The sequence below is a fragment of the Actinomadura meyerae genome (assembly GCF_900188445.1).
In the GTDB taxonomy this organism is placed as follows: domain Bacteria; phylum Actinomycetota; class Actinomycetes; order Streptosporangiales; family Streptosporangiaceae; genus Spirillospora; species Spirillospora meyerae.
Genome location: NZ_FZOR01000029.1, coordinates 85,334 through 110,007, shown reverse-complemented (window position 1 = coordinate 110,007; position 24,674 = coordinate 85,334). Strand labels below are relative to the sequence as shown.

General features: G+C 68.7%; 25 protein-coding genes and 1 pseudogene. 18 read left to right on the top strand and 8 right to left on the bottom strand.

What is annotated here, in order from left to right; translation table 11 throughout:
- Nucleotides 1-591 precede the first annotated feature (591 nt).
- The 8 genes from CHF16_RS26490 (at nucleotide 592) to CHF16_RS26460 (ending at nucleotide 8,192) form a co-directional block, all read left to right on the top strand.
- Entirely contained in the window at nucleotides 592-2,025 is a 1,434-nt protein-coding gene (locus CHF16_RS26490; protein ID WP_089328854.1) for an OmpA family protein, read from the top strand.
- 174 nt (nucleotides 2,026-2,199) lie between these two features.
- Complete coding sequence (locus CHF16_RS26485; RefSeq protein WP_143228131.1) at nucleotides 2,200-3,093, top strand: zinc-binding dehydrogenase; 894 nt, start codon at nucleotides 2,200-2,202, stop codon at nucleotides 3,091-3,093.
- Nucleotides 3,094-3,215: 122 nt separating this feature from the next.
- Nucleotides 3,216-3,875 (top strand): hypothetical protein, encoded by a 660-nt coding sequence (locus CHF16_RS26480; protein ID WP_143228130.1) that lies wholly within the window; start codon nucleotides 3,216-3,218, stop codon nucleotides 3,873-3,875.
- Nucleotides 3,876-3,900: 25 nt separating this feature from the next.
- Nucleotides 3,901-4,641, top strand: a complete 741-nt coding sequence (locus tag CHF16_RS26475; RefSeq protein WP_089328851.1) for an ATP-binding cassette domain-containing protein — start codon at nucleotides 3,901-3,903, stop codon at nucleotides 4,639-4,641.
- Between the two features lie 722 nt (nucleotides 4,642-5,363).
- Nucleotides 5,364-5,540, top strand: a complete 177-nt coding sequence (locus CHF16_RS40465) for a hypothetical protein (protein WP_179271706.1) — start codon at nucleotides 5,364-5,366, stop codon at nucleotides 5,538-5,540.
- The gene (locus tag CHF16_RS26470; protein ID WP_089328850.1) at nucleotides 5,533-6,723 is read left to right on the top strand and encodes a hypothetical protein; all 1,191 of its coding nucleotides are present in this window, start codon (nucleotides 5,533-5,535) and stop codon (nucleotides 6,721-6,723) included. The genes CHF16_RS40465 and CHF16_RS26470 overlap by 8 nt, the downstream gene beginning before the upstream one ends.
- A complete protein-coding gene (locus CHF16_RS26465) occupies nucleotides 6,720-7,316 on the top strand; it encodes a hypothetical protein (RefSeq protein ID WP_143228129.1) in 597 nt (198 codons plus the stop codon). Before CHF16_RS26470 ends, CHF16_RS26465 begins: the two co-directional genes overlap by 4 nt.
- A gap of 3 nt (nucleotides 7,317-7,319) precedes the next feature.
- Nucleotides 7,320-8,192, top strand: a complete 873-nt coding sequence (locus CHF16_RS26460; RefSeq protein WP_089328848.1) for a hypothetical protein — start codon at nucleotides 7,320-7,322, stop codon at nucleotides 8,190-8,192.
- Nucleotides 8,193-8,284: 92 nt separating this feature from the next.
- On the opposite strand, the gene CHF16_RS26455 is transcribed toward CHF16_RS26460, so the two are convergent.
- Together CHF16_RS26455 and CHF16_RS26450 are read right to left on the bottom strand one after the other, a co-directional pair.
- Nucleotides 8,285-8,821 (bottom strand): hypothetical protein, encoded by a 537-nt coding sequence (locus tag CHF16_RS26455; RefSeq protein WP_143228128.1) that lies wholly within the window; start codon nucleotides 8,819-8,821, stop codon nucleotides 8,285-8,287.
- 303 nt (nucleotides 8,822-9,124) lie between these two features.
- Nucleotides 9,125-9,745: a TetR/AcrR family transcriptional regulator gene (locus CHF16_RS26450; protein ID WP_089328846.1), complete on the bottom strand. Its 621-nt coding sequence runs from the start codon at nucleotides 9,743-9,745 to the stop codon at nucleotides 9,125-9,127.
- Between the two features lie 113 nt (nucleotides 9,746-9,858).
- On the opposite strand from CHF16_RS26450, the gene CHF16_RS26445 reads away from it, so the two are divergent.
- From CHF16_RS26445 to CHF16_RS26435, 3 genes and pseudogenes are all read left to right on the top strand, one after another.
- Nucleotides 9,859-10,878: a glycoside hydrolase family 113 protein gene (locus CHF16_RS26445; RefSeq protein ID WP_089328845.1), complete on the top strand. Its 1,020-nt coding sequence runs from the start codon at nucleotides 9,859-9,861 to the stop codon at nucleotides 10,876-10,878.
- Nucleotides 10,879-11,052: 174 nt separating this feature from the next.
- Nucleotides 11,053-11,310, top strand: a pseudogene (locus CHF16_RS26440) (hypothetical protein); the annotation flags it as partial.
- Nucleotides 11,270-11,581, top strand: a complete 312-nt coding sequence (locus tag CHF16_RS26435; RefSeq protein ID WP_089328844.1) for an NUDIX hydrolase — start codon at nucleotides 11,270-11,272, stop codon at nucleotides 11,579-11,581. The pseudogene CHF16_RS26440 and the gene CHF16_RS26435, both read left to right, overlap by 41 nt.
- Before the next feature lie 486 nt (nucleotides 11,582-12,067).
- Here CHF16_RS26435 and CHF16_RS26430 read toward each other — a convergent pair whose 3' ends face one another.
- The gene (locus tag CHF16_RS26430; protein ID WP_089328843.1) at nucleotides 12,068-13,039 is read right to left on the bottom strand and encodes an SDR family NAD(P)-dependent oxidoreductase; all 972 of its coding nucleotides are present in this window, start codon (nucleotides 13,037-13,039) and stop codon (nucleotides 12,068-12,070) included.
- A 46-nt stretch (nucleotides 13,040-13,085) separates the two neighbouring features.
- Here CHF16_RS26430 and CHF16_RS26425 point away from each other — a divergent pair, with 46 nt between their 5' ends.
- From CHF16_RS26425 to CHF16_RS26415, 3 genes are all read left to right on the top strand, one after another.
- Complete coding sequence (locus CHF16_RS26425) at nucleotides 13,086-13,517, top strand: MerR family transcriptional regulator (RefSeq protein WP_425427514.1); 432 nt, start codon at nucleotides 13,086-13,088, stop codon at nucleotides 13,515-13,517.
- Between the two features lie 248 nt (nucleotides 13,518-13,765).
- Entirely contained in the window at nucleotides 13,766-14,188 is a 423-nt protein-coding gene (locus CHF16_RS26420) for a nuclear transport factor 2 family protein (protein WP_245869241.1), read from the top strand.
- 444 nt (nucleotides 14,189-14,632) lie between these two features.
- Entirely contained in the window at nucleotides 14,633-15,880 is a 1,248-nt protein-coding gene (locus CHF16_RS26415; protein ID WP_089328840.1) for an HNH endonuclease signature motif containing protein, read from the top strand.
- A gap of 201 nt (nucleotides 15,881-16,081) precedes the next feature.
- Here CHF16_RS26415 and CHF16_RS26410 read toward each other — a convergent pair whose 3' ends face one another.
- Nucleotides 16,082-16,819: a hypothetical protein gene (locus CHF16_RS26410; protein WP_089328839.1), complete on the bottom strand. Its 738-nt coding sequence runs from the start codon at nucleotides 16,817-16,819 to the stop codon at nucleotides 16,082-16,084.
- A gap of 71 nt (nucleotides 16,820-16,890) precedes the next feature.
- Nucleotides 16,891-17,445 carry a helix-turn-helix domain-containing protein gene (locus CHF16_RS26405; protein WP_089328838.1) on the bottom strand — a complete coding sequence of 185 codons (555 nt, stop codon included), beginning with the start codon at nucleotides 17,443-17,445 and terminating at the stop codon, nucleotides 16,891-16,893.
- On the opposite strand from CHF16_RS26405, the gene CHF16_RS26400 reads away from it, so the two are divergent.
- From CHF16_RS26400 to CHF16_RS26380, 4 genes are all read left to right on the top strand, one after another.
- Entirely contained in the window at nucleotides 17,438-17,737 is a 300-nt protein-coding gene (locus tag CHF16_RS26400) for a hypothetical protein (RefSeq protein WP_143228127.1), read from the top strand. The genes CHF16_RS26405 and CHF16_RS26400 overlap by 8 nt on opposite strands.
- Nucleotides 17,738-18,252: 515 nt before the next feature.
- A complete protein-coding gene (locus tag CHF16_RS26390; RefSeq protein WP_089328835.1) occupies nucleotides 18,253-19,887 on the top strand; it encodes a hypothetical protein in 1,635 nt (544 codons plus the stop codon).
- Nucleotides 19,884-20,717 (top strand): McrB family protein, encoded by an 834-nt coding sequence (locus CHF16_RS26385; RefSeq protein WP_179271705.1) that lies wholly within the window; start codon nucleotides 19,884-19,886, stop codon nucleotides 20,715-20,717. The genes CHF16_RS26390 and CHF16_RS26385 overlap by 4 nt, the downstream gene beginning before the upstream one ends.
- On the top strand, nucleotides 20,717-21,982 hold the full coding sequence (locus CHF16_RS26380) for an McrC family protein (protein WP_089328833.1): 1,266 nt from the start codon (nucleotides 20,717-20,719) through the stop codon (nucleotides 21,980-21,982). Before CHF16_RS26385 ends, CHF16_RS26380 begins: the two co-directional genes overlap by 1 nt.
- 91 nt (nucleotides 21,983-22,073) lie before the next feature.
- Here the strand turns inward: CHF16_RS26380 and CHF16_RS26375 are convergent, their stop codons facing one another.
- From CHF16_RS26375 to CHF16_RS40965, 3 genes are read right to left on the bottom strand one after another with little or no spacing between them, the layout of a single operon-like run.
- Entirely contained in the window at nucleotides 22,074-23,042 is a 969-nt protein-coding gene (locus CHF16_RS26375; RefSeq protein ID WP_089328832.1) for a suppressor of fused domain protein, read from the bottom strand.
- A gap of 58 nt (nucleotides 23,043-23,100) precedes the next feature.
- Nucleotides 23,101-23,370 carry a hypothetical protein gene (locus CHF16_RS26370; RefSeq protein WP_089328831.1) on the bottom strand — a complete coding sequence of 90 codons (270 nt, stop codon included), beginning with the start codon at nucleotides 23,368-23,370 and terminating at the stop codon, nucleotides 23,101-23,103.
- A 2-nt stretch (nucleotides 23,371-23,372) separates the two neighbouring features.
- Nucleotides 23,373-24,614 carry a putative sodium/potassium/calcium exchanger gene (locus CHF16_RS40965; protein WP_218826843.1) on the bottom strand — a complete coding sequence of 414 codons (1,242 nt, stop codon included), beginning with the start codon at nucleotides 24,612-24,614 and terminating at the stop codon, nucleotides 23,373-23,375.
- Nucleotides 24,615-24,674: the final 60 nt, after the last annotated feature.

The window sequence follows — 24,674 nt, the reverse complement described above, 5'->3', positions numbered from 1 at the left end:
GAGGCTTCAATCGCTTTCACGAACTCCACATGGACCTGCGACGCCTGTGGATATGTGGATAACACCCTGACGGTCAGGCTAATTTAACGGCATTGGGCCATGCTGCCCTCCGACCCGGTTCGTCCGCGTCGGGCAAGGGGACCAGGCGGGCACGTCCGAATGGACTAGGACCCGGTCGGACCCAAGGTGGCGGAAGGCGGAGAAGGTCTCGGATCGGCGACGGGCTGGGCGGGACGGGCATCCGCGCGATCAGGTGTGTCCCGCAGGTGTGTCCCGCAGGTGCGTCCCGCAGGTGTGTCCCGCACATGATTCAAAGATCATCTATGTGCGAATTGAGCGGGCGCTGACCAGCACGAATACGAGGGCCCACACCATTACGCGACCTGCCTGGAAAGGGGTCTTGTACTCTGGCCGCCGAATCCAGGCGAACCGAATGCTTCACATCCGGAGGAAGCCGTGAATCGTGGTACGGGGGCAGGGCGGCGCATCACGGGCTTAGCCGCAGGTCTGACGGCGGGCGCGCTCATTCTCACCGGTTGCTCCGATGGCGGTGAGGCGTCGTCCGGCAAGTCGCCCTCGGCGTCGGCGTCGGTGGCGGCAACGGCGCCGCCCGGGGAGCTGAAGGCGATCGCGTCGGTGCCGATGGAGCACGAGGACGGGCCCGCCCACGTCGAACTGCTCGTGCTGAGCCGGACGGCGGCGAACACGGTCACCGCCCGTTTCCGGATCGTCAATGATGGCAAGAACCCGATCAAACTGTCGACGAGTCTCAGCGAAATGGGGCACTCGCTCGACCCGAATCTCGGAGACGCGCTCGCCGCCAGCGGCATCGGATTGGTGGACGCCCGGAACGACAAGGTCTATTTCCCGCTCCCCACGCCGGACGAAGACAACAAGTGCGCCTGCACCTGGCTGCACAACAACCCCGTACCGGCCGGCGGGTACATCAACGTCTACGCGACGTTCCCGAGCCCGCCCGCCGACGTCCAGCGCGCCACGGTCATGGTTCCCCTCGCAGTTCCGTTCCAGGACGTGCCCATCACCGACGCCCCGGTGGAACCGCTCAAGACCCAGGTCGACCCGACCAAGGTGAAGCTGGGCAAGCCCAGGATCCTCGCCCTGCGCAACCTCACCGAGGGCACGGACCAGTCGGTGGCCGACGACGCGCAGGACCGGTCGGTGCTGCTGTCCACCGACACCCTGTTCGCGGTCGACAAGGCCGACCTGACCCCGCGGGCCGACCAGTTGCTGCGGCAGGTCGCCGCGCAGATCGACGCGTCCGACGACGACACGGTCACGGTCGACGGACACGCCGACTCGACGGGCAACGACGCGATCAACCAGCCGCTGTCCGAGCGCCGCGCGAAGGCCGTCGCCGACCGCCTGAAGAGCCTGGTCACCCGGCAGGGGGTGACCTACCGGTCGGCGGGCCACGGGTCGAAGGAGCCCGTGGCCACCAACGACACCGAAGAGGGACGCCGCAAGAACCGCCGGGTCACGGTGGCCTTCACCCGCCCGCGGCCATCCGCACCGCCTGCGGCCGGCGGCGGCCGCGCCTACCAGCGCGGGCAGTCCGCCACCCTGGGCACGGGGACCTTCCAGTCGGCCTCGGCCGCGGGGCTGAAGGTCGAGGTCAACGGCCTCCACCGCGACTCGTCCGGCCTGGTGGTCATGGTGTGGACGCTCCGCAACACCGGGCAGCAGAAGCAGGACTTCGGGCAGAAGCTGGAAAGGACGGCGGCGAACCACGGCAGCAACCCGCGGCCGATGCGGCTGGGCACCACGGGCGGAGCCCTCCTGTTCGACAAGGCGGCGCAGGTCCGCTACAACCCGCTGAGCGTCGAGACCGGCCCGTGCGTGTGCAGTGTCGTGGGCTTCAGCGAAGCGCGGCACATCCTCGGCCCCGGCGAGAGCGTCGTCCTCTGGGACGCCTACAAGCCGGCCCCCAACGCGGCGAACCTCGAACTGCAGGTGCCCTGGGAGAGGGGCGCCGACGGCGTGGTCCCGGGCCTCACCATCGGCTGACGCCCCCACCCCGCATGGCCGTGAGAGGCGGCACGGCCATGCGGGACGCCGTCCCCACGCCGCACCGCCGCTCACTGGTCCAGCCTTAACGGCAGCGTTGACTTCCGCATATCCGCCGCGCTATACCAATAGCAGCGATTACCGGTATTCACCGTTCCCGAAAGGCGGATGGACATGAGAGCCGTCGTCACCGACCCCGAGCACACCCCTCGCCTGCACCTGTCGGACGTCCCGCACCCGGAACCCGCCCCCGACCAGGCACTGATCAAGGTTGAGGCCGTCTCCCTGAACGCGGGCGAGACCCGCCGGGCCCTGGAGGCCACCGCCCCCTACGTCGTCGGCTGGGACTTCGCGGGCGTCGTCGAGGAACCCGCGGCGGACGGCAGCACCCCGCCCAAGGGCGCCCGCGTCTACGGCGCCATCCCGCAGCAGGGCGCGTGGGCCGAGTACGTCGCCGCCCCCGCGGCCGTCCTGGCCGAGATCCCCGACGGCGTCACGGCCGCCCAGGCCGCCGCGCTCCCGATCGCCGGGATCACCGCGCTGGTCTCCCTGGAATCGGCCGGCACGCTCCTCGGCCGCCGCGTCCTCGTCACCGGCGCGGCCGGCGGGGTCGGCCGCTACGCCTGCCAACTCGCCCACCTGGCCGGCGCGGAGGTCGTCGCCATCAGCCGCCGCCCCGACCTGCCGCGCCTGCTCCGCGAGGACGGCGTTCCCGCCACCGTCCACCCGACGATCGGCGCGGCCCGCGACGCCGGCCGCTACGACGTCATCCTGGACGGCATCGGCGGCGACTCGCTCGGCACCGCCCTGGGCGCCCTCGCCCCCGGCGGCGTCTGCGTGAGCTTCGGCAACGGCAGCGGCACCCCGGCCAGTTTCGACCCGGTCGACTTCTACAGCATCCCCGGCGCCCGCCTGCAGGGCCTGTGGCTCGGCAACCTCATGACCTCCGGCACCGGCTGCGGCCCGATCCTGACCCGCCTCGCCACCCTGGTCGCCGACGGCCGCCTGCGCGTCCCATCGACGACGTCCTGCCCTGGACGAGCATCGACGAAGCCGTCACCCGCCTGACGACGCAGACCGTCCACGGGAAACTCGTCCTGAAGATCACCTGACGGCCGCGGCCCTCAATGGTCTACCGTGATCGCGTCGCTCCGATCAGTCATGAGCACGCGACCGCGGAGGGGAGGGCCGTGAAAGTCACCCTGCTGTGGGCCATTCCCCTCGGGATTCTGCTGGTCGCGGTCACGGAGTGGGCCCTGCTGAAGAATCCGTCAGGACGGCTGGTCGGCCTCATAGTGCTGGCCGTACTGCTGGGATTCATCGGGGTGTTCCTACTGGCACCGGTCACCGTCGCGGTCGGCGCCATGGCCGACCGCTGGGGCACCGCGACGGCGATGCTCCTGGCGAGTGCCTGCCTTTCGGTGGCGGTCCTGGCGATCATCGGCTCGATCGAACGCGACAAGCCCGGATACACCTGGAAGTACGGCACGCCGACCACCGTCACCATTCCCTACAAGTGGACCTGCAAGCTGTCCGGCCAGACATGCGCGGGCTCTTGGACGGTCGACGGAAAAAGGGTGGGCGGAGGCGTCACGATGTCCAGGGCCGAGCGACGCTCCCTCCGCTCGTCGAGGGCCCTCGCCGCAGACGGCACGTACCACCTGGAAGCCCGAGTCCTTGGAAATCGCGCCACCACCACCGGTCTGCGCCCAGACCCGGCGAGTTCCGTCGCACTCGGCAAGATCCCCGCCTGGACGGGCTGGGCCGCGGGCGCGCTCGGCCTGGGCACCACCGTGTTCGCGATCGTCTTCCCTCGCCGCACGTCCAGAACCGCTCCCGAACAACGATGACCGCCGCCCCCGAACGGATCGCCCGATGCCTGCCGAACTGTGCGAACTGACCGTCCACATCGACACGGGCCGGTGGAGCGAGACCGTCCTGGACGCCGTCGATCTCGTCGTCCCGGACGGGAAGATCACCGCTCTGCTGGGCGAGTCCGGCTGCGGCAAGTCCATCGCCGCCGCCGCGCTCACCGGCTCGCTGCCCGACGCCGCCCGCGCCACGGGCCAGGTGCGCATCGACGGCGAGCCGGTGAGCGGCCGGCGCCAATGGCTGCGCCTCCGCGGCGGTACCGTCGGACTGCTGCCCCAGGCCGGTGTGACGGCCTTCTACTCCGAAGACACCGTCGGCGCGCAACTGCGCGCCCTCGAAGACCGGCATCGGCGATGGAGCGTCGACCGCGCCTGCGCGGCCGCCGGATACCCGGCCGAACTGCTCGACCTCTACCCGAACCAGCATTCGGGCGGCCAGATCCAGCGCGCCGCACTCGCCGCCGCTCTGCTGCCGCAACCCCGCATCCTCATCGCGGACGAGCCGACGGCCTCCCTCGACATGGAGACCGCCTACGGCGTATGGGTCACCCTCCGCCGCTACGCCGACGCCGGAGCCGCCGTCCTGGTGATCACCCACGACGTCCCGATGCTCACCGCGACCCGAGTGGCCGACCGCGCCGTCCTGATGCGCAGCGGAAAGATCACCGCCACCGGCGACCTGTCCGACCTGGCCGCCCTGGAGGACACCTACGCCCGAGGCTTCTTCCAACCGACCACCCCCTGACCGACACCCCCTGACCGAGGCCCCCTGGCCGAGGCTCCCTGGCCGAGGCTCCCTGGCCGAGGCTCCCTGACCGACGACCGGTGTCGGCCACCCCGGGGCCATCTGCGACCCAAACGCCGAACAGCCGTTTTCCTGAGAATTCCTGGCCGTGATCTGCGTCTCGATGCGCGCCCGCAGCACACCCGCAGGTCAGTGCATTTATGGACACAACTCCGAAAGCAGGCAGGTACTCACCCGCCCGTTTCCGCATGCGAGGCGGCCGTGATACGAACCCCGTTCGGGTTACGGTCCCGTCCAGCACATCCGAAACATTGTCGATTATGACCGAAATGAAGTCGGTTGTTCTCTTGCCGCGACCGTCCTTGTGCGCGATAACCCTGGAAGATCCGCGATTACCGTCCCATAATGAGGCCTGAATTAGGGACACGGGCGACCGCGGCGGACCGGGAAGGTGCAACGACATGGATCCCGCGCTGGCAGGACTCGCCGGCGCGGTCGCGGCGGCCCTCGTGGAGGCCATGACGACCGACTTCTGAGGCACCGCGAGGGCGCGGCTCGCCCGGATCGTCGGCCGCGGCGCGCAGGCCGCCGAGTCGGACCTGGCGCGCGAACTTGAGGAGTCGGCGGGCAGGGTCGGCCGGAGTTCCCCGCCGGAGCAGGCCGTCCTGGCCGCCGAGCAGGCGAGATGGACGGCCCTGCTGACGGCCTTCCTCGCCGAGCACATGGACGCTTCGGCCGAACTCCAGGACTTCGTCCGGCATGTCCGAGAGGCATTGCCGGACGCGGACACCGTCCACGTCGTGCAGAACATCACCACCGGCCGGAACGCCTTCATCGCGGGCCGCGACCAGCACATATCCCTGACCCTGGACTCTCCGCCCCTGGACGACGATGGGTGAGGAGCTGGAACGTCCGGCTCCCACCCAGCAGGTGTGGGCGAGACGCGACGCCTTCGTCGCGGCCAGAGACATCTACGTCACCGCGGTGCTGGGGAGCTCATCCCAGCCGTCCCATGCCTTAGGAAGTGCCTTCAGGCGTGAACGACCTCTCTTCGTCCAGTACACGAATCCGGAGATCCTGGCGTGCTACGGCATCGACGTCGGCGAAAGGCACGCGGCGCTCACGCTGACCCAGGCCTTGGACGCCACACGCCTGACCCTGCTCCTGACCGAGCGGCATCTGCTCATTCCCGCGTCCTACATCTTCGAGATTCCCTGGTACCCGATCTTCCTCGGATGCGTGGAGCCACTGGTGCGCGCGGGCGCCCTGCGCTACGTCGCTCCGGTCTCCGACCTCGCCGACTACCGGGAAATGAAGGTTGACGAATACCGCCGGGACCCTCACAACCCCTACCGCCACACCGGGTTGCGGGGAATCTGCGCCGATCCCGACTTCCTCTGGGCTCCCCGGCACGGCGGCGGGACGGCCGCCGGAATCGGCGAACTATGGCGCACGGCTCTGCGGCCCGGCGGAGAACTGCACCGCGTCGCGCGCGGGACCGCACGCAGATGGCACCGGCCGCGCGGACGGGCTGAACGGCTGCTCGCGCGGACCCCTGAACGGCTGGAAGGCCAGGCGTTCATCGCACGTTTCGTGGAACCCACGCTGCCCGTTCCACTGTCACCCGCCGAAAGCACGTCGCTCGCCTTCTTCCTTTCCCGCGCCTACCTGCGCAGCTACCTCCTCGACCTGGACGCCGCCGTCCTCGCCGACCTCCCCGCGGGCGACCTGACCTGCGGGCTCAGCCGCAGGTCGGCGGACATGAACGGCAGGCTCCCGTCGGCGCGGCGGCTCGACACGGTGCTGCACTGGCTCGGCATCGCGGATTTCGTCCACCGCGGCGCCGGATGGGACCAACTACTGCGGCTGCGGTCCCTGCCCGCGTTCGGGCTCGTCATCGACCGCGCCTACGACGAAGCGTCGCTCGACATGCTGCGGTTCGCCGTCCTCGCGGTCCGCGGATCACGCGGATTCCGGCTCGCCCGGACCTATGCCGAGGCGAAGTCGAACGTGCAGGCCGTGGCCGGCGCCATGGCCGATTTCACACTCAATGGCAGAACGACCTGGAGAGACGATCGATGATCATATCCATATACTGCTCCGGCTCCATCATGAAGGGCGCCTCGGACGAGAAGAAACTCTGCTGGTCCGACATCGAGCGGCTGGAGGTCGCCAAGGGCGCGTCCCCGCACGAGGTCGTCTTCCTGAACCCCGACGACCCCATTACCGACCCGACGAACACGCTCGGGCAGTTCGGCCGCGACATGTACCAGGTGATGGTCGCGACGGCTGTCGTCGTGGACGCCCGGGAACGGCGCGGCATCGGCATCGGCGTGGAGATGTCCGCCGCCGCCCTCCTCGGAACCCCGATCGTCGTCGTCGCCCCGCGCAATTCCAGGTACCGGGCTGATGAACTGGAGTACCGCGGCGTCCTCGTCCGCGATTACGTCCACCCGCACGTGGCCGCGCTGGCCTCCGCGGTCGTCGACGATTTCGCGGCCGCCGGGGAGATGCTCGCGGAACTGGCACCGCGGAAGGTCCGCGACGTCCACCACATGCCCCAATGGCTCGACGAGGCCATTACGGAGTACCGGGACAACGTCCTGCCCGGTGACCCGCCCATGCTGGCCGCGCTGGAGCGCCTGCACGAGCCGTCGCTCGCCAGAGGACGCTGACCATTGGACACCGAGCTGGAACGGAGCAGCGCGGAACTGGTCAAGGACGATCCCCGGCTCTATCTCGTCCACAACGATGCCCTTGAGGAACTGCTCTTCGATCGCAACCTCATGGGCACCGGCTTTCGCGCGGCCTGTCTCCGTTCCAGCCGGTGGTTCATCGCCCATCTGGGCGACGAGTACCGGCCCGACGAGACCGCCGAGCTGGTGATACTCAGCAAGGGTCTCGCCTACCGGCTCGCGGAAGCCGTCTCAGCCGAGACGAGCCACAACCTGCCCACCAACCTGATCGCCACCTCACGGACGGCGGTCGCCCATGACACCGCCCGCATCGAGGTCCCGTACTGCTGCTTCGAGGCTCCGGCGGAGACCCTGCTGATCGGGGACACCGTCGCGTCCGGCGAGACGATCATCACGGCACTGCGCCACTTCCTGGACGTCCACCCGCTCCGGCGCGTCTTCGTCATCTCCTACGCGGGCACACTCGTGGGCGCCACCAGAATCGCCGAGTTCTGCACGGATCGGGGCATCGAGGCGACGTTCCTGTTCGGCCTCGCGGCGTTCGGCCTGGGCGACAACGGATTCGACCTGTCGTTCCTGCACCCCGACACGATCACGCGGTCCCGGTACGCCGAGCGGGCCCGCGAGCAGTTCTCCGGACGTCCGGTGTCGGCGGTCGGCTGGGACTTCGGCTCCCAGGCCATGGCACCGCGCAAGTACCGGCGCCTGTCCTGGGTGGAATCGGAGGTGTGGGACCTCACCGGCGAGGACTGCTTCAGGGTCGCGGAAGCACCCGAGGACTGGTCAGATCTCGCACACGAGCGAGCCGCCTACGAGCACGCCCTTCACCATCTCCGCTTCCGAACGGACACGTGAGCACCGCACCTCATCTGAACGTCGAGCAAGCCGGGCCACTGCCCGTGATCAATTCTTACCTGCGCCTGTTGCACCGCGCCATCCGTCGCGGGTTACTTGTTCCAGTTCTTGAAGGCCCTGATGACGTCCTTGTTGCGCAGGAGCCCGAGAGTCTCGTCCCAACTCCCCCGGAGGGCTTCCGAGAGGTAGTCCAGGCTGAAGCGACCCTCCGGGCGGGCGATGATCGCCCAGGTCGCGGCGGCGGCATGCCCTTGAGTGCCCACCAGAATCCTGAGGGTGGTCGCGAGGGTGTTGTAATCCTTGCCGCGGTTGGCCGAGGTACCCCATACGGAGATGACGCTCTCGTCCCGCGCCGTTCCGACGAGCAGGCTCAGGAAAGTCATCGGGGTCTGCTTGCGGCCCACTGGCGGAACGTCGGCGAAACCGTTGCCGACGAGCCATCCGTTGGGGGCGCGCCTCGCATCGATGTCGGCCTTCAAGCGGACGTACATCTGTTCGTTACAGAATTGCGCGAGGGAATCGAGGAGGTACTCGCCCGCATCCGGGACGGCGGCCGCCACGTGATCGGCTATGACCACCTCGCCCGGATCGGAAAGATCGATCTGTTCCTTCTTGCCGAAGATCCCCATCAGCGGCCACTCCCGAGGAAAACGCCCCATGGATGAGGAGAATCGTTGTGGAGGTCGTGCGGTATCCCCATTCGACGAGGCCCCCTTGCGCTCGTGGCGGCGCATGCCGAGATCACACCGATCGCAGCATGGCAACGTTGCCACATTAACGGGTTCGTCCCCTAGGCGGCTATGGCGGCGTGTCGAAATCCGTGGAATCCCGGAGTGGACCGGATGCCGAACGAAAAGCGGTTCGACCACGGCGAAAACCATTGCGGACAAGCTGTTTCTGGAAGCTCACGGACAAGGAGCCGCCGGCGCGGGTCAGCCGTCCGGTGTGCCGCGCCGGCGCACCAGCGGGAGGTACACCTCGTCGACGATCTCGACGAGGACCTCGTCGGGCGCGGTAGGTACGCCGCGCACCACGAACTCGTTGCGGAGCAGGACGATCGCCACGGTCGCGACGCGCGGATGGAGTGCCTCCGGGGCGACCTCCCCGCGCGCCACCGCCCGTCCGAGGATGGTCAGCCAGGGCGCGGCGACGGCGTCCGCCGACTGGTCCGGTAGCTGCGCCAGCAGTTCCGATGCCCCGCCCGCCGCCGCGAGCAGATCGCGCAATATCGCGCCGAGCGGCGAACTCCAGTGGCGGTTCGCCCGGCGGAGCTGCTCGAGGACGTCGTCGCGCAGGTTGCCGGTGTCGGGCGGCTGGACGGTCCTGGCCAGCCGCCGGTAGGCGGCGATGCCGAGCGCCAGCCGGTTGGGCCAGCGGCGGTAGATCGCGTTCTTGTTGGTGCGGGCGCGCTCGGCGACCCGGTCCATGGTCAGCCCGGAGAACCCCGACTCGGTGAGCTCCGCTACGGCGGCGTCGAGGATCGCCTCCTCCAGAACGGCGCCACGGCGTCGCGTCTGCCCGTCCCCTGGTCGCTTTTCCGGATCGTCCGCCATGCCCTCATCCCCGTATCCGGTACCGCCCGTTCCTCGCCAAGGTTGGCGTCGTCGCCGTGCAGGAGGCAAGTAAGGTACGGTTCGTACCCTAAACGAAAAGAGAGGACCCCTCCATGCGCGCCAAGGGCATCACCTACGACACCGGCTTCATCCGCGACGGGCGGAACTCGCGCGAACGCTTCGACCCGGCGCTGGCCGAGCGCGAACTCCGCATCATCCGGGACGATCTGCACTGCAACGCCGTCCGCATCAGCGGCGGCGACCCCGACCGGCTGGAACTGGCCGCGACGCTGGCCGCCGACCTGGGTCTCGAGGTCTGGTTCTCGCCCTATCCGCTGGAGCTGACCTGCGAGGAGATGCTGGCGCTCTTCGCCGACTGCGCCGAACGCGCCGAGCGGCTCCGGCTGCGGGGCGCCGACGTGGTGTTCGTGACGGGCGCGGAGCTGAGCCTGATGAACAGGGGCTTCCTCCCCGGCGACTCCCTGGCCGAGCGGGTCGCACTCCTGAGTCGACCGGAGCGGCTGCGCGAGCTGATCACCCAGGCCGGCGGCCGCGTGAACGCCTTCCTCGGCGACGCCGTGAAGCTCGTCCGCGAGCGCTTCGGCGGCCGGATCACCTACGCGGCCGTCCAGCTCGACTTCGTGGACTGGACGCCCTTCGACATCATCTCCATGGACCTCTACCGCTCGGCCGACATCGCGGACCAGTTCCGCGAAGGTGTCCGGACGCTCGTCGCGCAGGGCAAGCCGGTCGCGATCACCGAGTTCGGCTCCGCCTGCTTCCGCGGGGCCGGCGACGTCGGCGCGCGGGGCCTGGAGATCGTCGAGTACGACGAGGACACCGGCGCGCCCGTCCGGCTGGACGGCGAGTACGCCCGCGACGAAGCCGGCCAGGCCGCCTACCTGAGCGAAGTGCTGGACGTCTTCGAAGCCGAAGGCGTCGACAGCGCGTTCGTGTTCATCTTCGCCCTCTACGACCACCCGCACCGCCCCGGCGGAGATCCGCGCGACGACCTGGACCTGGCGAGCTACGGCATCGTGAAGGTCCTCGAAAACGGCCACGGCACCACCTATCCCGACATGCCCTGGGAACCGAAGGCCGCTTTCACGGCCGTCGCCGACCACTACCGCTGACCTGTTGCATCGGTCTAAGGGCTGGCGGCTCTCCCGGCAGGCTGCCGCCTACGACGGGACGGGCCTCCAGTGATTCGTAAGGTCGGCCGGCTTCCGACGGGAGCAATGCTTGAGAGCTGTGGATCGGCCGGGAAGGGGTGTACCTCCCCGGTGAGGCGCTCGCCGAGATTTGGAAACCTGCGCACCACGAACCCGATCGAAAGCACCTTCGCCACAGTCAGGCACCGGACCAAGGCCACCAAGGGGCCTCCCGGCTCACGGGCCGCCGGCCTGGCCATGGCCTTCAAGCTCACCGAATCCGCTCAGACCCGCTGGCGGGCGGTGAACGCACCCCACGTGGTCGCCCTCGTCCGCGCAGGCGCAGCGTTCACACGGCAAGGATGTCTACTACATCCCCGGCGGCAAACGCGAAGAAGGCGAAACCGACCTTGACACCCTGATCAGAGGAATCGACGAAGAACTCGCCTTCGCCATCGTCCCGGCCACCGCCACGCACGTGGGCACCTTCCGGGCGCAAGCACACGGCCACGCCGTCGGCGTCACCGTGCAGATGACCTGCTACACCGCCGACCACCATGGCCAGCCGACCCCCGGCAGCGAAATCGCAGAACTCGTCTGGCTCACCTACGCCGACCGCGACCAGGTATCCCCCGTCGACCAGGTCATCTTCGACCACCTACATCAAGCCGGCCAATTCCACTGACACGAAAGACCCGATCCACAGGTATTGACTGTTCCTCCCGACGGTGCGGGTGAAGTCATTTGAGCCGTAGCAGGCATCGTTGCCGGTGACGATGGATGAAGGTTGTGTCGTGGGCAGCAAGCCAGATCTGGGCCCGCGCCGACCGCGCTTGAAAGGCGGCTCTGGTGGCGTCTTTCCTCAGCGGCGAGCGGCTCGGCGCGGGCCGGTTGGAGAGGTCGGCGCGGGCCTGCCGGCAGAGACCGGCGCGGGCCCGCCGGCAGAGACCGGCGCGGGCCTGCCGGCAGAGACCGGCGCGGGCCTGCCGGCAGAGGCCGGCGATAGTGGAGTGCAGATATACGAATCCGCGCATCCGCTCCTGCCGATTTCGCTCGGCCTACCGTCTTGGCCTGTTTCGAGTCCAGACCGTGAACACTCGGTGAGGCCGGCTGCGCAGGGCGGAGTGCGGCACGGTGGCAGACAGCGTGTATGCGCGCGCGGAGTGCGGGTTCATCGGGTGATCGGGATGGCGCCGGTCGCCGCGAGAGACAGGTCCCAGAGTCGCGCGGCGGAGTCGGGTGCGATGGCGTAGGCGCGGACGCCTTCGTCGTCCATGGGCTGCTCGGGGGTGGAGACGCGTGCGACGTCGCAGTCCTCCAGGTAGAGCCCGCCACGGCCGTTGAGGAGTGGCGAGGTGGCTGCCCAAAGGCCGGTCGCGGCGCCCTGGGAGGGGGTCTTGAAGTCGGCGCCGATCACGTTGCCGTGCTCGTCCACCCACCCGCGGTCGATCTGTTCCTGGCGAGTCATGTCCCGCTGGAGACCTGTGATGATCTTGCCGGGGTGCAGGGCGAACGCCCGGACGCCGTCGTCGCGTCCGATGGTGTCGAGGTGCACCGCGAACAGGACGTTGGCGGTCTTGGCCTGGCCGTAGGCCAGCCACTTGTCATAGCCGGTACGGAAGTGCGGGTCATGCCAGCGGATGTCGGTGAGGGCATGTCCGGCGGAGCTGTTGACGACGACGCGCGCGCCGTCCGCGGCGGCCAGAAGCGGGTAGAGCTCGGTGGTGAGTGCGAAGTGCCCGAAGTGGTTGGCGGCGAGCTGGCCTTCCCAGCCGGGCCCGACTCGCCGCTCCGGAGTGGCCATGACGCCCGCGACGGCCATCAGGATGTCGAGCCGGTCGAGCCGGTCGCTGATCTGTACGGCGGCGGCGCGCACGCTGCCGAGGTCGGCCAGGTCCATGGCGATGACGTCGCAGCCCCGAACGTCCTGGAGGACGGCGCGGGCGGTGTCGGGACGGCGCGCCGGAACGATGACGTGGGCCCCGGCGGCCGCCAGACCCCGGGTGGTCTCCAGCCCGAGTCCGGAATAACCCCCGGTCACCACGGCGGTCATGCCGGAGAGGTCCAGGCCGGCCATGACGTCGTCGACGGTGGTGGAGGCGGAGAAGGGCGACCCGAGCGGCTGCTGATCAGTGATGGTCATGCCGACGACGCTAGGAACTAGAGTGAGGTCTAGATCAAGTCCTAGGCTGGGCGGCATGGCGACTGCCGAAACCCGTGTGGAGCCGCTGAGCATCGGCGAGGTGGCGGAGCGGACCGGGCTCAGCGTGCACGCACTGCGCTTCTACGAGCGCGAGGGCTTGCTGGTCGGACCGGTTCAGCGCACCGCGGGCGGCCGGCGGCGATACACCACCGCCGATGTCGACTGGCTGCTGATCTGCGTCAAGCTGCGGGAATCCGGTATGCCGCTCGCCGACCTCAAACGGTTCGCCGAGTTGGTGCGGCATGGTCCGGGCAACGAGGCCGAGCGCCTGCAACTCCTCGACGCCCATCGGCAGCGCGTCGAGGCACAGATCCAGGCGCTGGAGGAGTGCCGTTCAGTCATCGCCTGGAAGGTCGGCGTCTACGCCGAGCACCTCGCCCGCGGCGAGGCCGGCGGCCTCTGGGATCCGACGGCCTGAGGCAAGGACGAGCATGGCCGTGTCTTGTCTCGTTTCTCCTGCTGACCTCGCCCTACGCCCTGACCCGCATCCTTTGGGACTGCCTCAAGACTGACTTAAGGCTGCCTACCTGCGAGGTAATCGCCTTGGCCGGTCGGTGCGGGCAAGAGTGGCGGCGACGCGTGTCGTGTCGCTTGTCGTTGTGACACGGCACCAGATCGGGAGGGTTCGCCATGTCCATAGCCACGTTTACGACCACGCGGGCGGTCGTGGAGGAGTTGCTGCGCCGGATCGGTGAGGGGGACCCGGAGCGCATCGCGGCGTTGTACGCCGATCATGGAGACTGGAAGCTGAGCTGGCCCGAAGCCGAGCACGGCCGTGCCGACACCCCGTGGATCCGCCATCGCTCCACCCGCGCCGATGCGGCCGCCCACTACCGAGAACTCGCCGAGCACCACGTGCCGGACCAGGTGGCCACCGAGGTCGAGCATGTCCTCGTCGACGGCGATGAGGCGGTGGTGCTCGGCGAGATCCGTCAGACTGCCCGGTCCACTGGACGTGCTTACCGGGCCCGGTTCGCGCTGCACCTCACGGTCGAACACGGCCTCATCACCCGGCACCACGTCTACGAGGACAGTCTTGCCGTCGCTCAGGCATTCGATGCCGCGCAGTCGGAGGCGCCCTCTGAATGACGAGTTGACCTTGTCCACCCACACTCGGTGCGGATGGCCACCGTCCTTGGGATGCCTGTCGGAGGCGCGCCGGACATAGTTCGTCCCAGGTGTGTTGGTGGAATCGTGGTGGGGGCGGCGCTGCGTACGGGGCCGCCCCTCCAAAGTCAAGGGCGCCTTCGGCGTCGCTTCGCGATGGGACTTCGTCCCACCCTTGACTTTGGAGCCTCTGCGGCCCCTGAGTGCAGCTTTCGTCGGGCAGGCTCCGCCTGCCCTCTGCCCGACGCGCCGCCCCCACCCCAAGAAGGAACGCACAACACACAATCCACAAGCCAACAAAACCAAGATGCCCGAAATGCGGTATATGCAAGAACCGGCCAGCGGCGATCACGAGAGTTCGAAAGAATCATGGTCGATATTCGATTCTGAAGAGCGGTTTGATGTCCGGACGGGTATCATGGATGCATGAGCTTGATTGCGGGCGATCTTGACGCCGCGTCCACCGCTGAATTGGTGCACGCGGTATCGGCGATCGCCGCCGCACTCGCCTCCCGCACCGCCCCCGACTCCCCAACCGCCTGCCTGGAGCTGGCCGAGGAACTCGCCGCCGACACTGATCTGCTGGAAGCTGCGCTGGCCGGTTTCGTCGGTGTGGTGGACGGGGCCCGTGAGGTGCAGCGGTGGGGATTTCCCTCCACTCGCTCCTGGCTGCGGTCCCGTATGGGCATGCGCGAATCCCGCGCCAAAGAGCGGTTGACCCTGGCGCGGCAGCGGCACCGTCTGACGGAGGTCACCGAGCGGTGGACCGCCGGTGAACTGTCGACCGGGTACGCCGCGACGATCGCCGAGGCCACCGCCCGCCTGGACGATGATGACTGCGCCACTGCCGAGACCACCCTGCTCGGCATGGTCGACCAGGGCTTCTCGGCCGGGAAGGTCGCCTCGTTCGGTAAGCGGATCCGTGACGTCATCGCCGAACGCGACGGGCGCGAACAAGCCCCCGAGGACGTGAAGCGGGGGTATGAGCGGTCCTGGATCGACTCGACCCGGTCGTTGGACGGTGGCCGCTACATCAAGGGCTGGCTCAACGCCGAGGACGCCGCGATCTGGGACGGCACCCTCGCACCGCTGGCCAAGCCCGCCGGGACCGACGACCGGCGCGACCTTTCGGAGCGAACCGCGGCCGCACTTACCGGTGTGCTGGCGGGTGGACACAGGGCCACCAAGGTCACCGTCATCTGCGACCTGGACACCCTCACCGGCGGAACCACCCCGGCCAGACTCACCGACGGCACCCCGATCCCAGCGGCCCAGGCCCGGCGCATCGCTCTGAGCGCCGGGGTGTCACCGCTGCTGCTCGGCGCCGGGAACACCCCGCTGTACCTGGGCCATCGGGTCAGGTTCGCCACCGTCCCGCAGCGCCAAGTCCTGGAAACGCTCTACGACACCTGCGCGGTGCAGGGCTGCGAGGTCCCCGGGACACTGTGCGAGGTCGACCACGTCCACGGCTGGGCCCTCGGCAACAGCCCCACCGACATCGACAAACTCGCACTCACCTGCGGCTGGCACAACCGCTACAAACACACCCACCCCGACCGACTCCACATCACCAAAGCGCAGGACGGCCGCTACACCTACCGGCTCCACCCACCCGACACCGTCCCCCTCCACCAGCGAAGACACCCACCACCCACATGGGCCGAGGCCGCATGAGCCGTCATGACCGGCAGGTCCAGGCCCACCGTTGGCTTCTTCGCCAATGGAGGCGTTCGGCCTGCCGTTAGTCCACGGGTGCCGGGGTCGCCTCCGACTTCGTGCTCATAGCGTGCGTTCCGCCCTCGCGGAACGCGGAACGCACGGAATGGCCGCTCTGCTACTGAGTCGCTGGCTGGGACATGCACCGCCCAGCAGCGATCACCAGTGGGGGTGGATCTGGTCCGCCACTGGGAGTTCCGCGCCGCACTCAGGGCAGGTCGCCGTACCGAACAGGTACGTCAGCCGCACCGCCACCTCCTCCTGGCCATGGGTGCGGGCAGTGGTGTGCAGGCGGTCCGCCAAGCGGCTCATGGCCTTCGGGTCCGCAGGGCGCAGCGGAAGCTTGGGAACATCCGCGTCCGTGGCGTAGTCGCCGACACAGGAGAAGTGACCGTCATCGCCGAAGGCGACGAACATCTCGACACTGCATTGCGGACATTCGATCTCGTACTCATCATTGTTGAGACCTTCGAGCCGATGCCCCCAGACGCGGACGCCCTCGAAGGCCAGCACGGACTGCAGAAGGTACACGTACGTATTGCGGTCGGACGCCGCAGGCAGCATGCGGATGGCGATGCGGCCGAGGGCATCGATGTCCGCCGCATGGCGTGCGCGGACGTCGACGGAGTTGTACGGCTGGGCTTCACCGGCCACGATGGCGCCGGCCAGCAAGACCGCCATGACGGCGTCATCGTCTCCCGTCTCCTGGTCGGACGCGATGGCCGCGAGGCGCGGCAGGGCCGCAAAGCTAGCGGAATAGACGGTTCCCTGGTGGCACAGCGCCGACCACAGTTCGTTCCACGCCTGATCATCTCGTCCGGCCGCAACCCGATCGAGGAGCCCGGGAATGTTCTCGGCGGAACCGTAGGCGTGCGAGAGTCGCGACCAATCCGTCATCCCGCGAGTAAATCAAAACGCTCCCCGTCAACCGCCTGATTCAGCGACGGGCGAGCGGACGGTACGGTTTCTCAGTTGTTCAGCAGATGCCAGGCGGTCAGGGCAAGCCGGGCCCGGGTCAGACCAGCAGGGGTGGTCAGGTCGGTGGACAAGGCTCTAGCGACCTGATCGAGGCGACGGGCGACGCTGCTGTGGTGCCGATGCAGGACGTCGGCGGCGCGCCGCAGCGAGCCAGTGGTGCAGTACGCGTCCAAGGTCTCTACGTCCTCGGCCGACAGGCAGGCGATCGCGGCGACATCGGCGTTGTCGCGCATGGCGTCCACGGGGATCTGGGCGAGCAGCGCCATCGCACCCAGGTCATCGTGGTGGACGACCGGACGCCGTGGTGTCGTGAAGCGAAGGGCGGTGCGGGCCTCGCGCCAAGACCGGTCGGGGCTCCCGCCGGAGCCGATGCCCGCGCACACGTCCGCCGGAAAGCCTGACGGGTCGATGGTGGCGGCCATGATGACGCCCACGCCGTCCAGCGGTGCCGACTTGACCGGACGGGACGGGCACACCAACCCGGCGACCTTGTCGAGGGGCAGCGCAGACCGAACAGCGGCGACACACAGCGGCGAGATGACCATTGACGATCAGACGGCCATGCCGGCACAGGGACGGCGCGCGTTCCTGGCCGCTCTCGACGAGGCCGTGCGCAGGCGCGGCGGGATGGCGTGCGGCATCGTCCAGCGCAGCGGCACCCCCGTCCTGTACGTGATCAACACCCACGCACCCGGCAGGTCCGCCGAGGTCGGCGCCGACTACATCGGCGGCGCCTGGATGTTCACCTGGGCCGGTACCGGCGCCACCATCAGCGCGGCCGAAGCCCCGACCACCGCCGCCGACGCGATCGCCCGAGCGGTCGGAGCTCATCCGTGACCACGACCGCCGAGGCCCGCACCTAGGCCCTGTTTAGGAAGTCTCGTCCCTGGTCGGCATGTCGTGTCTGGAGATGGGTGAGGTCTCCGGTAGATGGATCAACGACCAAGAAGACCATCTGCACGGAGACCTCGGTGGCCAGGGTATCGATTGGAGCGCGTAAGGATCTGACCGACCGGCAGTGGCGGGTGCTGGAGCCGTTGCTTCCCCGGCCCAATCGGCTGGGGAGGCCTCGCGAGTGGTCGCGTCGGCGGTTGGTGGACGGTGTTCAGACCGTGAAGCAGCTCGGTGAAGTCGTGTCCAGCAAGAGCTGTTCGCACCGGAATAAGTCGCAGGAACGGAATAGACGCAGCGACGCACGGCATATGGTGAGCCGCCGCTTATTTGGCGGAACGGCCGATACATACCGAGAGCCTACTTTTCCATGTACCCGTTATTTGGAGTGACCGGAGTCGGCCAGTGTCGACCGGGGTTCCACGGGTAACGCCTCAACGAACATCCGCTACCAATTGAGGATGGGCATTGGACTGAGCGTCACCATCAACGAAACCCCCGACGGGCGCCGCATCGTCCACTACAACGGACAGTCCTACGAGTTGACGCCGTCCTCCGGTGAGGTGATCTGCCCGGCGAGCGATGGGACCGCGCTCCACCACAGCCGGAACTGCACGCACATGGTCGGATACGAGGACGGCTGGGAGGTCCACCCCGACCCGGACGGGGATCTGTGGCTGCGCCTTCTGCAGGCCGGGCCGGTGGACGACGTGCGGAGACGGCATGCCTTCGCGGCGGATGCCGGGCTGCGGAACGGGGCCGGCCACCCGGTGTCCAAGGTGTGCCAGTCGTGCACACTCGTCCCCCTCGCCGCGTTCAGCGGCATCACCACACCCGTCAAGCCGCTGTCGGAAGCGCTCTCCGAGTTCGACCGAAGCGCCCGCGCGAGTCGGATCGCGGAGGCGGATGCGCAGATCGCACAAGTGGTGAGCGACTTTCCGTTGGACGCCTGGCCGGCCATGCCGTTGGAGCGATACGCGCTGGGAACAGACGTCTACCAGGATTCCTTCTGTCACCGCATGGAGTTCGGAACGCCCGCCCTCGCGAGCATGAGAGGAGGAAGCGCAGGCAAACATCTCGTCTTCCGACGGAAGAAGGAGGGCGTGTGGCGATTTCCCTCCGAGTACGCCGACGAGCGGCAGGCCTGGGAGAGTGTGCGAGCAGGCTTCGTCGAGGCATTCGAGAGCGTCCAGGCGGGACGGCTCGCCGACGTCGACACCATCGACTCGATCCGTCCGGCGCCCGCCCTGACCGCCAAGGCGCTTTCCTGCTACTTCCCCAAGGCGCTCGTCCCGGTCAGGAGCCGGGACCACGTGCGCGCGTTCATCTTTCATCTGTCCGGAGAGACGGCACAACTCGACGCGTTCGCGGCACATGAGCGCCTCAAGCAGATCGTCGACGGCGACGGGCGCTTCTCCGGTTGGCACCCGTACGAGATCGGCACGTTCCTCTACGAGTGGGCCGACCCGCGTCCGCCCACCACGACGATCCTCAAGGTCGCACCCGGCGAGAACGCCAAGTACTGGGACGACTGCCTCACGGGCGGCTACATCTGCATCGGCTGGGAAGAGGTCGGAGACCTTACCGAGTACGGCTCGGAGGAGGAATTCCGAGCCGCGTTCGAAGAGGCGTACTCCGCCGAGTACAGGGGCAACAGGAGCAAGATCTCGGCGAAGGCGAACGAGGTGTGGCGGCTCTACCAGCTCAAGCCTGGTGATCTGGTGGTGGCCAACAAGGGCACCAAGGAGGTACTCGGCGTCGGGACGGTGACCCAGGAGGGCTACAAGTGGCGTGACGACCGCACGGCTTTCCAGCACACGGTTTCCGTCGACTGGGACACCGATTACGCGCAGACTTTGGCCCGGCCACAGAAGTCGTGGGGTACGGTCACCGTCGCAAGGGTCTCGGCCGAGCTGTGGAAGTCTCTCCGCAAGACGGGGACGCCCGGGCAGCTCAAAAGCGAGGTCGCCCCCGCGGACCCGTTCTTCACCCAGCTCGCGGAGCTTCTCGGGCGTAAGAGGCAGGTGGTCCTGTACGGGCCGCGGGGACCGGGAAGACGTACACGAGCCTGCGCTTCGCCCTCTGGTGGCTGGTGACGAAGGTTCCGGGGACGGGTGTGGACCCGCTCGCCCCCTACGGCACCGCCGAGTTCCGGCGCGCACTGGACGCTCTCCGCGAGGCCGGGTACCTGACGCAGGTGACGTTCCATCCCGCGTACGGCTACGAGGACTTCATCGAGGGGTTCCGTCCGGACGAGGGCGGGCGGGGCGGGCTGCGGCTCGTGCTGCGGGACGGAGTTTTCAAGCGGGTCTGCGAGGCGGCCTCGGCCAATCCCGAACGGCCGTACCTGCTGCTGATCGATGAGATCAACCGGGGCGACATCCCGAAGATCCTCGGAGAGCTGATCACGCTGCTGGAGCCGGACAAGCGCGGCATGCACATCACGCTGCCGAGCGGGCGGCGGTTCGCCGTCCCGTCCAACGTCCACGTCCTGGGGACGATGAACACCGCGGACCGCAGCATCCGGCTGCTGGACTCCGCACTGCGGCGCCGGTTCGCCTTCCATGAGCTGCTGCCCGACACCGAGGCCCTCGACGGGCAGAAGGTCGGAGACGTGGATCTGGGCCTGCTGCTGCGGGAACTCAACCGGCGGGTCGTCAAGGAGCTGGGACGGGAGCGGCAGATCGGGCACTCGTTCTTCATGCCGGGCGGGGAGCCGGTCGACAGCGAGGCCGACCTGGCCGCCATCGTCCGCACCGAGGTGCTGCCGCTGCTCCAGGAGTACGCCTACGACGACTACTCGATGCTGTCCCGCTTCCTCGGCCAGGAGATCGTGGACGTGCAGGCCCACACCGTCGCGGGGCTCAGCGACGAACGGCTCGTCGAGGCACTGTCCTCCGAACTCCAGGCGAACGCGGGCGCCTGATGGAGCCCATCGTCGTCAAGGAGTACGAGAAGCGGAGGGTGCCGGGGCTCGAACCGTCCGCGGCCGACATCGCCGTCACCCGGTCGGATGCACTGTCGAAGCGGCTGACTCTGCGATGGCTCAGGGACGGGTGGCTCGAGATCGAGGCCGGGTCGCACGTGGGCGTGGTCGACCTCGACCGTGCATCCGTCCGCGTCGTGCCGAAGCTCGCCGGATCCGAACTCGGCGTGCTGGAGATGCTCGACTATGCGGCCGGGTTGCAGTCCCTGCGTGAACTGCCGCTGCTGCGGCGGCTGGGGGACGGGTTGGATCTGCGAGACCTCGTGTGCCTGCTGCTGACGCGGGAGTGCGACCGGCTGCTCCGGCACGGGCTGCGGCGCGAGTACGTGCGGCGCGAGGACGCGCTTCCGGTCGTCCGGGGAAGGCTGCTGGTAGAGCAGCAGGTCACGCGACGGTTCGGGATGCTCGACCGGCTGGAGTGCCGGTACGACGAACGCAGCGCCGACATCCTCGACAACCGGCTCTGCGGTGCGGCGCTCCAGCTCGCGGCCCGGACGGCGAAGGACCCGGACGTGCGCGCTGCGGCGCGGCGGCTCGCGGCCGACTTCTCCAGCGTGTGCTCGTCCGGCGCGTTCGATGTGCGCGCGGCCGTGGAGCGCCTCACCTACCACCGGGCCAACGAGCACTACCGCGACGCGCACCGGTGGGCCCGGATGCTGCTGGAGGGCTCGTCCTTCACCGATCGGCACACCGCCCACGGCCGGACGACGCACGCCTTCATGATCGACATGAACGCGCTGTTCGAGAAGTTCGTGACCAGGCTGCTGCGGGACGCCTTCGGCGGATCCGATGTCGTCGTGCGGGCACAGGAGAGCTTGGCCGGGGCGATCAGGGGCGGGGGAAGCGGGGCTTACACCGAGATTCGGCCGGACGTCCAACTCGTCCAAGGGCATGGGCGGAACGCCCGGCGCTGTTCCGTCGATGCCAAGTACAAGCTCTATGCGGACAAGAACGTCGCGGCGTCCGATCTGTACCAGAGCTTCGTGTACGCGCAGGCGGCCGGCGGCTCGGAAGGCGTCCCGGTCGCCTTCATCGTGTACGCCAGCGACCGCGATGTCCCGTCAAGGACGGTCACCCTCCATCGTGGGGACGGGAACGCGGCCGCGGGGGTGACGTACGTGGCGGTCAACATTCCGCGTGTGCTGAGGTCCGTCGACGATCGGGAGGCGCTACTCGCCGAACTGCGCCGACTGATGACGCCGTAGCTCCGTTCTGGGGTGGCGTGCGCGCTGTTCAGCGGTGTTGCGTCATATGTGCGAGCCGCCCCTCCTTGGGTGAAGAGGCGGCTCGCGCGCGTCAGGGGACGATGGTCACGGTCAGGGCGCCCACGCGGTAGGTGCCCGGCTGGGGGCGGACGGTCTCGGCGATGGCGTGGCAGACGGCGTCCGGAAGGGTGATCTCGAGGGCATGCTCGGCCTCGTTGTGCGTCACGGACTGGCCCGGGAGCAGCGCGACGGGGCGGCCGGGGCCGCGCAGGATCAGCGGGGCGCCGTGCGGGACGCGCGCCGGCAGGACGCGGGTGAACTGCGGGACGTGCCGCGCGCCGATCTCCAGCGTCACGCCGTCGGACGTGTCGGCGTCGAGCTGCTGGAAGTACAGGTAGCCGGTGCCGGATCCGTCGCGCCGGGAGCCGTCCCGGACGGCGTCCGCGGCTCCGGGATCGTCCGCGAGGGACGTACGGTCGAGGTCCGTCATGAGCAGCGGGAGGTGCGGCGCCATCGCGTCCATGAGACCCGCGACGTGCCACGACTGTGCGGCGTGGAGTTCGTCGGTCGTGATGCCGACGAACTGGAGGAAGGCGACCTCGCCGAGGGGCGTACCGGCGCGGCCGAGTTCCGGGTCGAGGACGAACGCGCCCGCGCGGAGCGCCGAGCCGGGCCGCTCCGGGTCGAGCGGATCGGGGAACTCGATGTAGTGGCCCGGCTGGAAGTCGTTGCCGCTCTTCGACACGTACGACGCCAGCTTCTCCAGGAGGGCCATCGCCCAGTTCGGCGCGGCCGTGTCGTGCGGAAGGCGCGGCACGCGCAGCGTGAACTCGTAGCCGCGCTCCTCGAACGGCGCGGTGAGCGCGTAGCCGATGAGATGCCAGTGGGGCACCGGGTCCGTGCGCGGATAGACGGCGATCGTGTTGGTGACGAACTGCCCCATCGGCATCGGCCCCATCGGCCGGTACGGCATCGGCGCGTCCCATTCGAGGCGCTCGGCGTCCCCGTACCGCTCCTTGAGCACGCCGTCGATCGCATTCCAGCCGTCGAGGTTCAGCATCCTGCTCCCTTTGGACGATCACATGTCCAGGTACAGACGCAGGAAGGCTGATCCAGGTTCAGTCGTCGTCGTCCGCATCCGGGGGCGCGAGCTTGGCCGCGATCGCGTAGTCGATCTGTACGTCGCGGTAGGTGACGTGTTCGTCCACCTCGTCCGGGAGGTTCGTGCGGGCGCTGCCGGACGACGATTCGGCGGAGGCGTCGCCGGTGAACTCGACCGAGCTCTCCGGGGCGACCTCGAAGCGCAGCTCATCGGCTTGGATGCGGGCCGTGAAGAGGATGTCGGCCGTCCGCCGGACCTCGGCGTCCGGACGCTCGTCGCCGCTCATGGTCACGACCGCCCGGACCCGGAGACCAGCCGGAGCAGCGCCCGGCCCAGATCGCGCACGGACTCCTCAGCCTCGTGCAGCGCCTGCTCCATGGACGCCGGGCCAGCAGACCCGCCGCCGTCCTCAGAGGCGCCGCCGGAGTCGTTCTTCGCGGGGGCGCCCTCGGGTTCCTCGGGTTCCTTGTCCTTGTCCTCGGGTCCCTTGTCCTCGGGTCCCTTGTCCTCGGGTCCCTTGTCCTTGTCCTTGGGTTCCCTGTCCTCGCCCTTGTCCTCGTCGGCCTCCTCTGTTTTCTCAGAGGACGCCTGGGGCTCGTCTTCTTCTGGCCGGGCATCGGCGGTGCCGGGGGCGTCCGTACCGCCGGGGGCCGCCGTACTCGCCGCCGCACCAGCCGTTTCCGCAGCCTGTTCGGTGGTCTCGCCGGCGTCCTTGACCGCGCCGCCGGCGGCCGAGCCCGCATCTCCAACCGCGCTGCCCGCACCCTTACCGACATTCTGCGCGGCGTCACCGGCCCCCGAACCGGCTTCCTTGGCGGCGTCACCCGCGCCCGAACCGACATCCTTGGCAGCTTCTCCCGCGCCCGAACCGACATCTTGGACGGCGCCACCCGTGCCTTGACCGACGTCCTGCACGGCACCGCCCGCACCCGAACCGACGTCCTGAACCGCGCCTCCGGCGCCCTTGCCAACGTCCTGGACGGCGCCTCCGGCTCCCTTGCCGACATCCTGCACGGCACCGCCCGCACCCTTGCCCACGTCTTCCACAGCACCGCCCGCGCCCCTACCAACTTCTTGGACGGCACCTCCGGCGCCCTTACCGACGTCCTGCACGGCACCGCCCGCGCCCCTGCCCACTTCGCCTACGGCGGTACCGGCACCGGAGCCGATGTCGCGCGCCGCCGCCTCCACGCCGCGTCCGATGTGCTGGAGGATCTCCGGGTTGCGGTCGAGCGTGGTCAGCACCCGGTCGACGATGACGGCCACGTTGTCCAGCCGGACGTCCAGCTCCGCCTGCGCCTTGACCCCCTTGATCTCCAGCTTGACCCGTCCGAGGAAGACATCCGCGCCGACATTCAGCCTGAGCAGGTCCAGGACCTGGGCGACGAGCGAGACGTGCGCCTCGAGGTTCTCCACCTCAAGGGAGATCTCCTCCACTTCGAGCTGGGGGACGTTGAGGTAGACGTCCGGGCCCTCGCTCCGCTGTAGTTCCCGCGTGGGCTCCTGCTTGCCAGACGCACCGGTGTCCATCGCTCCCCCCGAGCCTCGGACGGTCTCTGCCTCCGTGTCACGACCCGCTACCCGACGCCT

What these genes read in the sequence shown, in the direction of transcription:
- CHF16_RS26380 (WP_089328833.1), top strand. Translation starts at nt 20,717, where the DNA reads ATGGAGCCCATCGTCGTCAAGGAGTACGAGAAGCGGAGGGTGCCGGGG.
- CHF16_RS26415 (WP_089328840.1), top strand. Translation starts at nt 14,633, where the DNA reads ATGAGCTTGATTGCGGGCGATCTTGACGCCGCGTCCACCGCTGAATTG.
- CHF16_RS26370 (WP_089328831.1), bottom strand. Translation starts at nt 23,370, where the DNA reads ATGAGCGGCGACGAGCGTCCGGACGCCGAGGTCCGGCGGACGGCCGAC.
- CHF16_RS26430 (WP_089328843.1), bottom strand. Translation starts at nt 13,039, where the DNA reads ATGACCATCACTGATCAGCAGCCGCTCGGGTCGCCCTTCTCCGCCTCC.
- CHF16_RS40465 (WP_179271706.1), top strand. Translation starts at nt 5,364, where the DNA reads ATGGACGCTTCGGCCGAACTCCAGGACTTCGTCCGGCATGTCCGAGAG.
- CHF16_RS40965 (WP_218826843.1), bottom strand. Translation starts at nt 24,614, where the DNA reads ATGGACACCGGTGCGTCTGGCAAGCAGGAGCCCACGCGGGAACTACAG.
- CHF16_RS26375 (WP_089328832.1), bottom strand. Translation starts at nt 23,042, where the DNA reads ATGCTGAACCTCGACGGCTGGAATGCGATCGACGGCGTGCTCAAGGAG.
- CHF16_RS26475 (WP_089328851.1), top strand. Translation starts at nt 3,901, where the DNA reads ATGCCTGCCGAACTGTGCGAACTGACCGTCCACATCGACACGGGCCGG.
- CHF16_RS26445 (WP_089328845.1), top strand. Translation starts at nt 9,859, where the DNA reads ATGCGCGCCAAGGGCATCACCTACGACACCGGCTTCATCCGCGACGGG.
- CHF16_RS26390 (WP_089328835.1), top strand. Translation starts at nt 18,253, where the DNA reads ATGGGCATTGGACTGAGCGTCACCATCAACGAAACCCCCGACGGGCGC.
- CHF16_RS26410 (WP_089328839.1), bottom strand. Translation starts at nt 16,819, where the DNA reads ATGACGGATTGGTCGCGACTCTCGCACGCCTACGGTTCCGCCGAGAAC.
- CHF16_RS26470 (WP_089328850.1), top strand. Translation starts at nt 5,533, where the DNA reads ATGGGTGAGGAGCTGGAACGTCCGGCTCCCACCCAGCAGGTGTGGGCG.
- CHF16_RS26400 (WP_143228127.1), top strand. Translation starts at nt 17,438, where the DNA reads ATGACCATTGACGATCAGACGGCCATGCCGGCACAGGGACGGCGCGCG.
- CHF16_RS26485 (WP_143228131.1), top strand. Translation starts at nt 2,200, where the DNA reads ATGAGAGCCGTCGTCACCGACCCCGAGCACACCCCTCGCCTGCACCTG.
- CHF16_RS26450 (WP_089328846.1), bottom strand. Translation starts at nt 9,745, where the DNA reads ATGGCGGACGATCCGGAAAAGCGACCAGGGGACGGGCAGACGCGACGC.
- CHF16_RS26455 (WP_143228128.1), bottom strand. Translation starts at nt 8,821, where the DNA reads ATGGGGATCTTCGGCAAGAAGGAACAGATCGATCTTTCCGATCCGGGC.
- CHF16_RS26405 (WP_089328838.1), bottom strand. Translation starts at nt 17,445, where the DNA reads ATGGTCATCTCGCCGCTGTGTGTCGCCGCTGTTCGGTCTGCGCTGCCC.
- CHF16_RS26465 (WP_143228129.1), top strand. Translation starts at nt 6,720, where the DNA reads ATGATCATATCCATATACTGCTCCGGCTCCATCATGAAGGGCGCCTCG.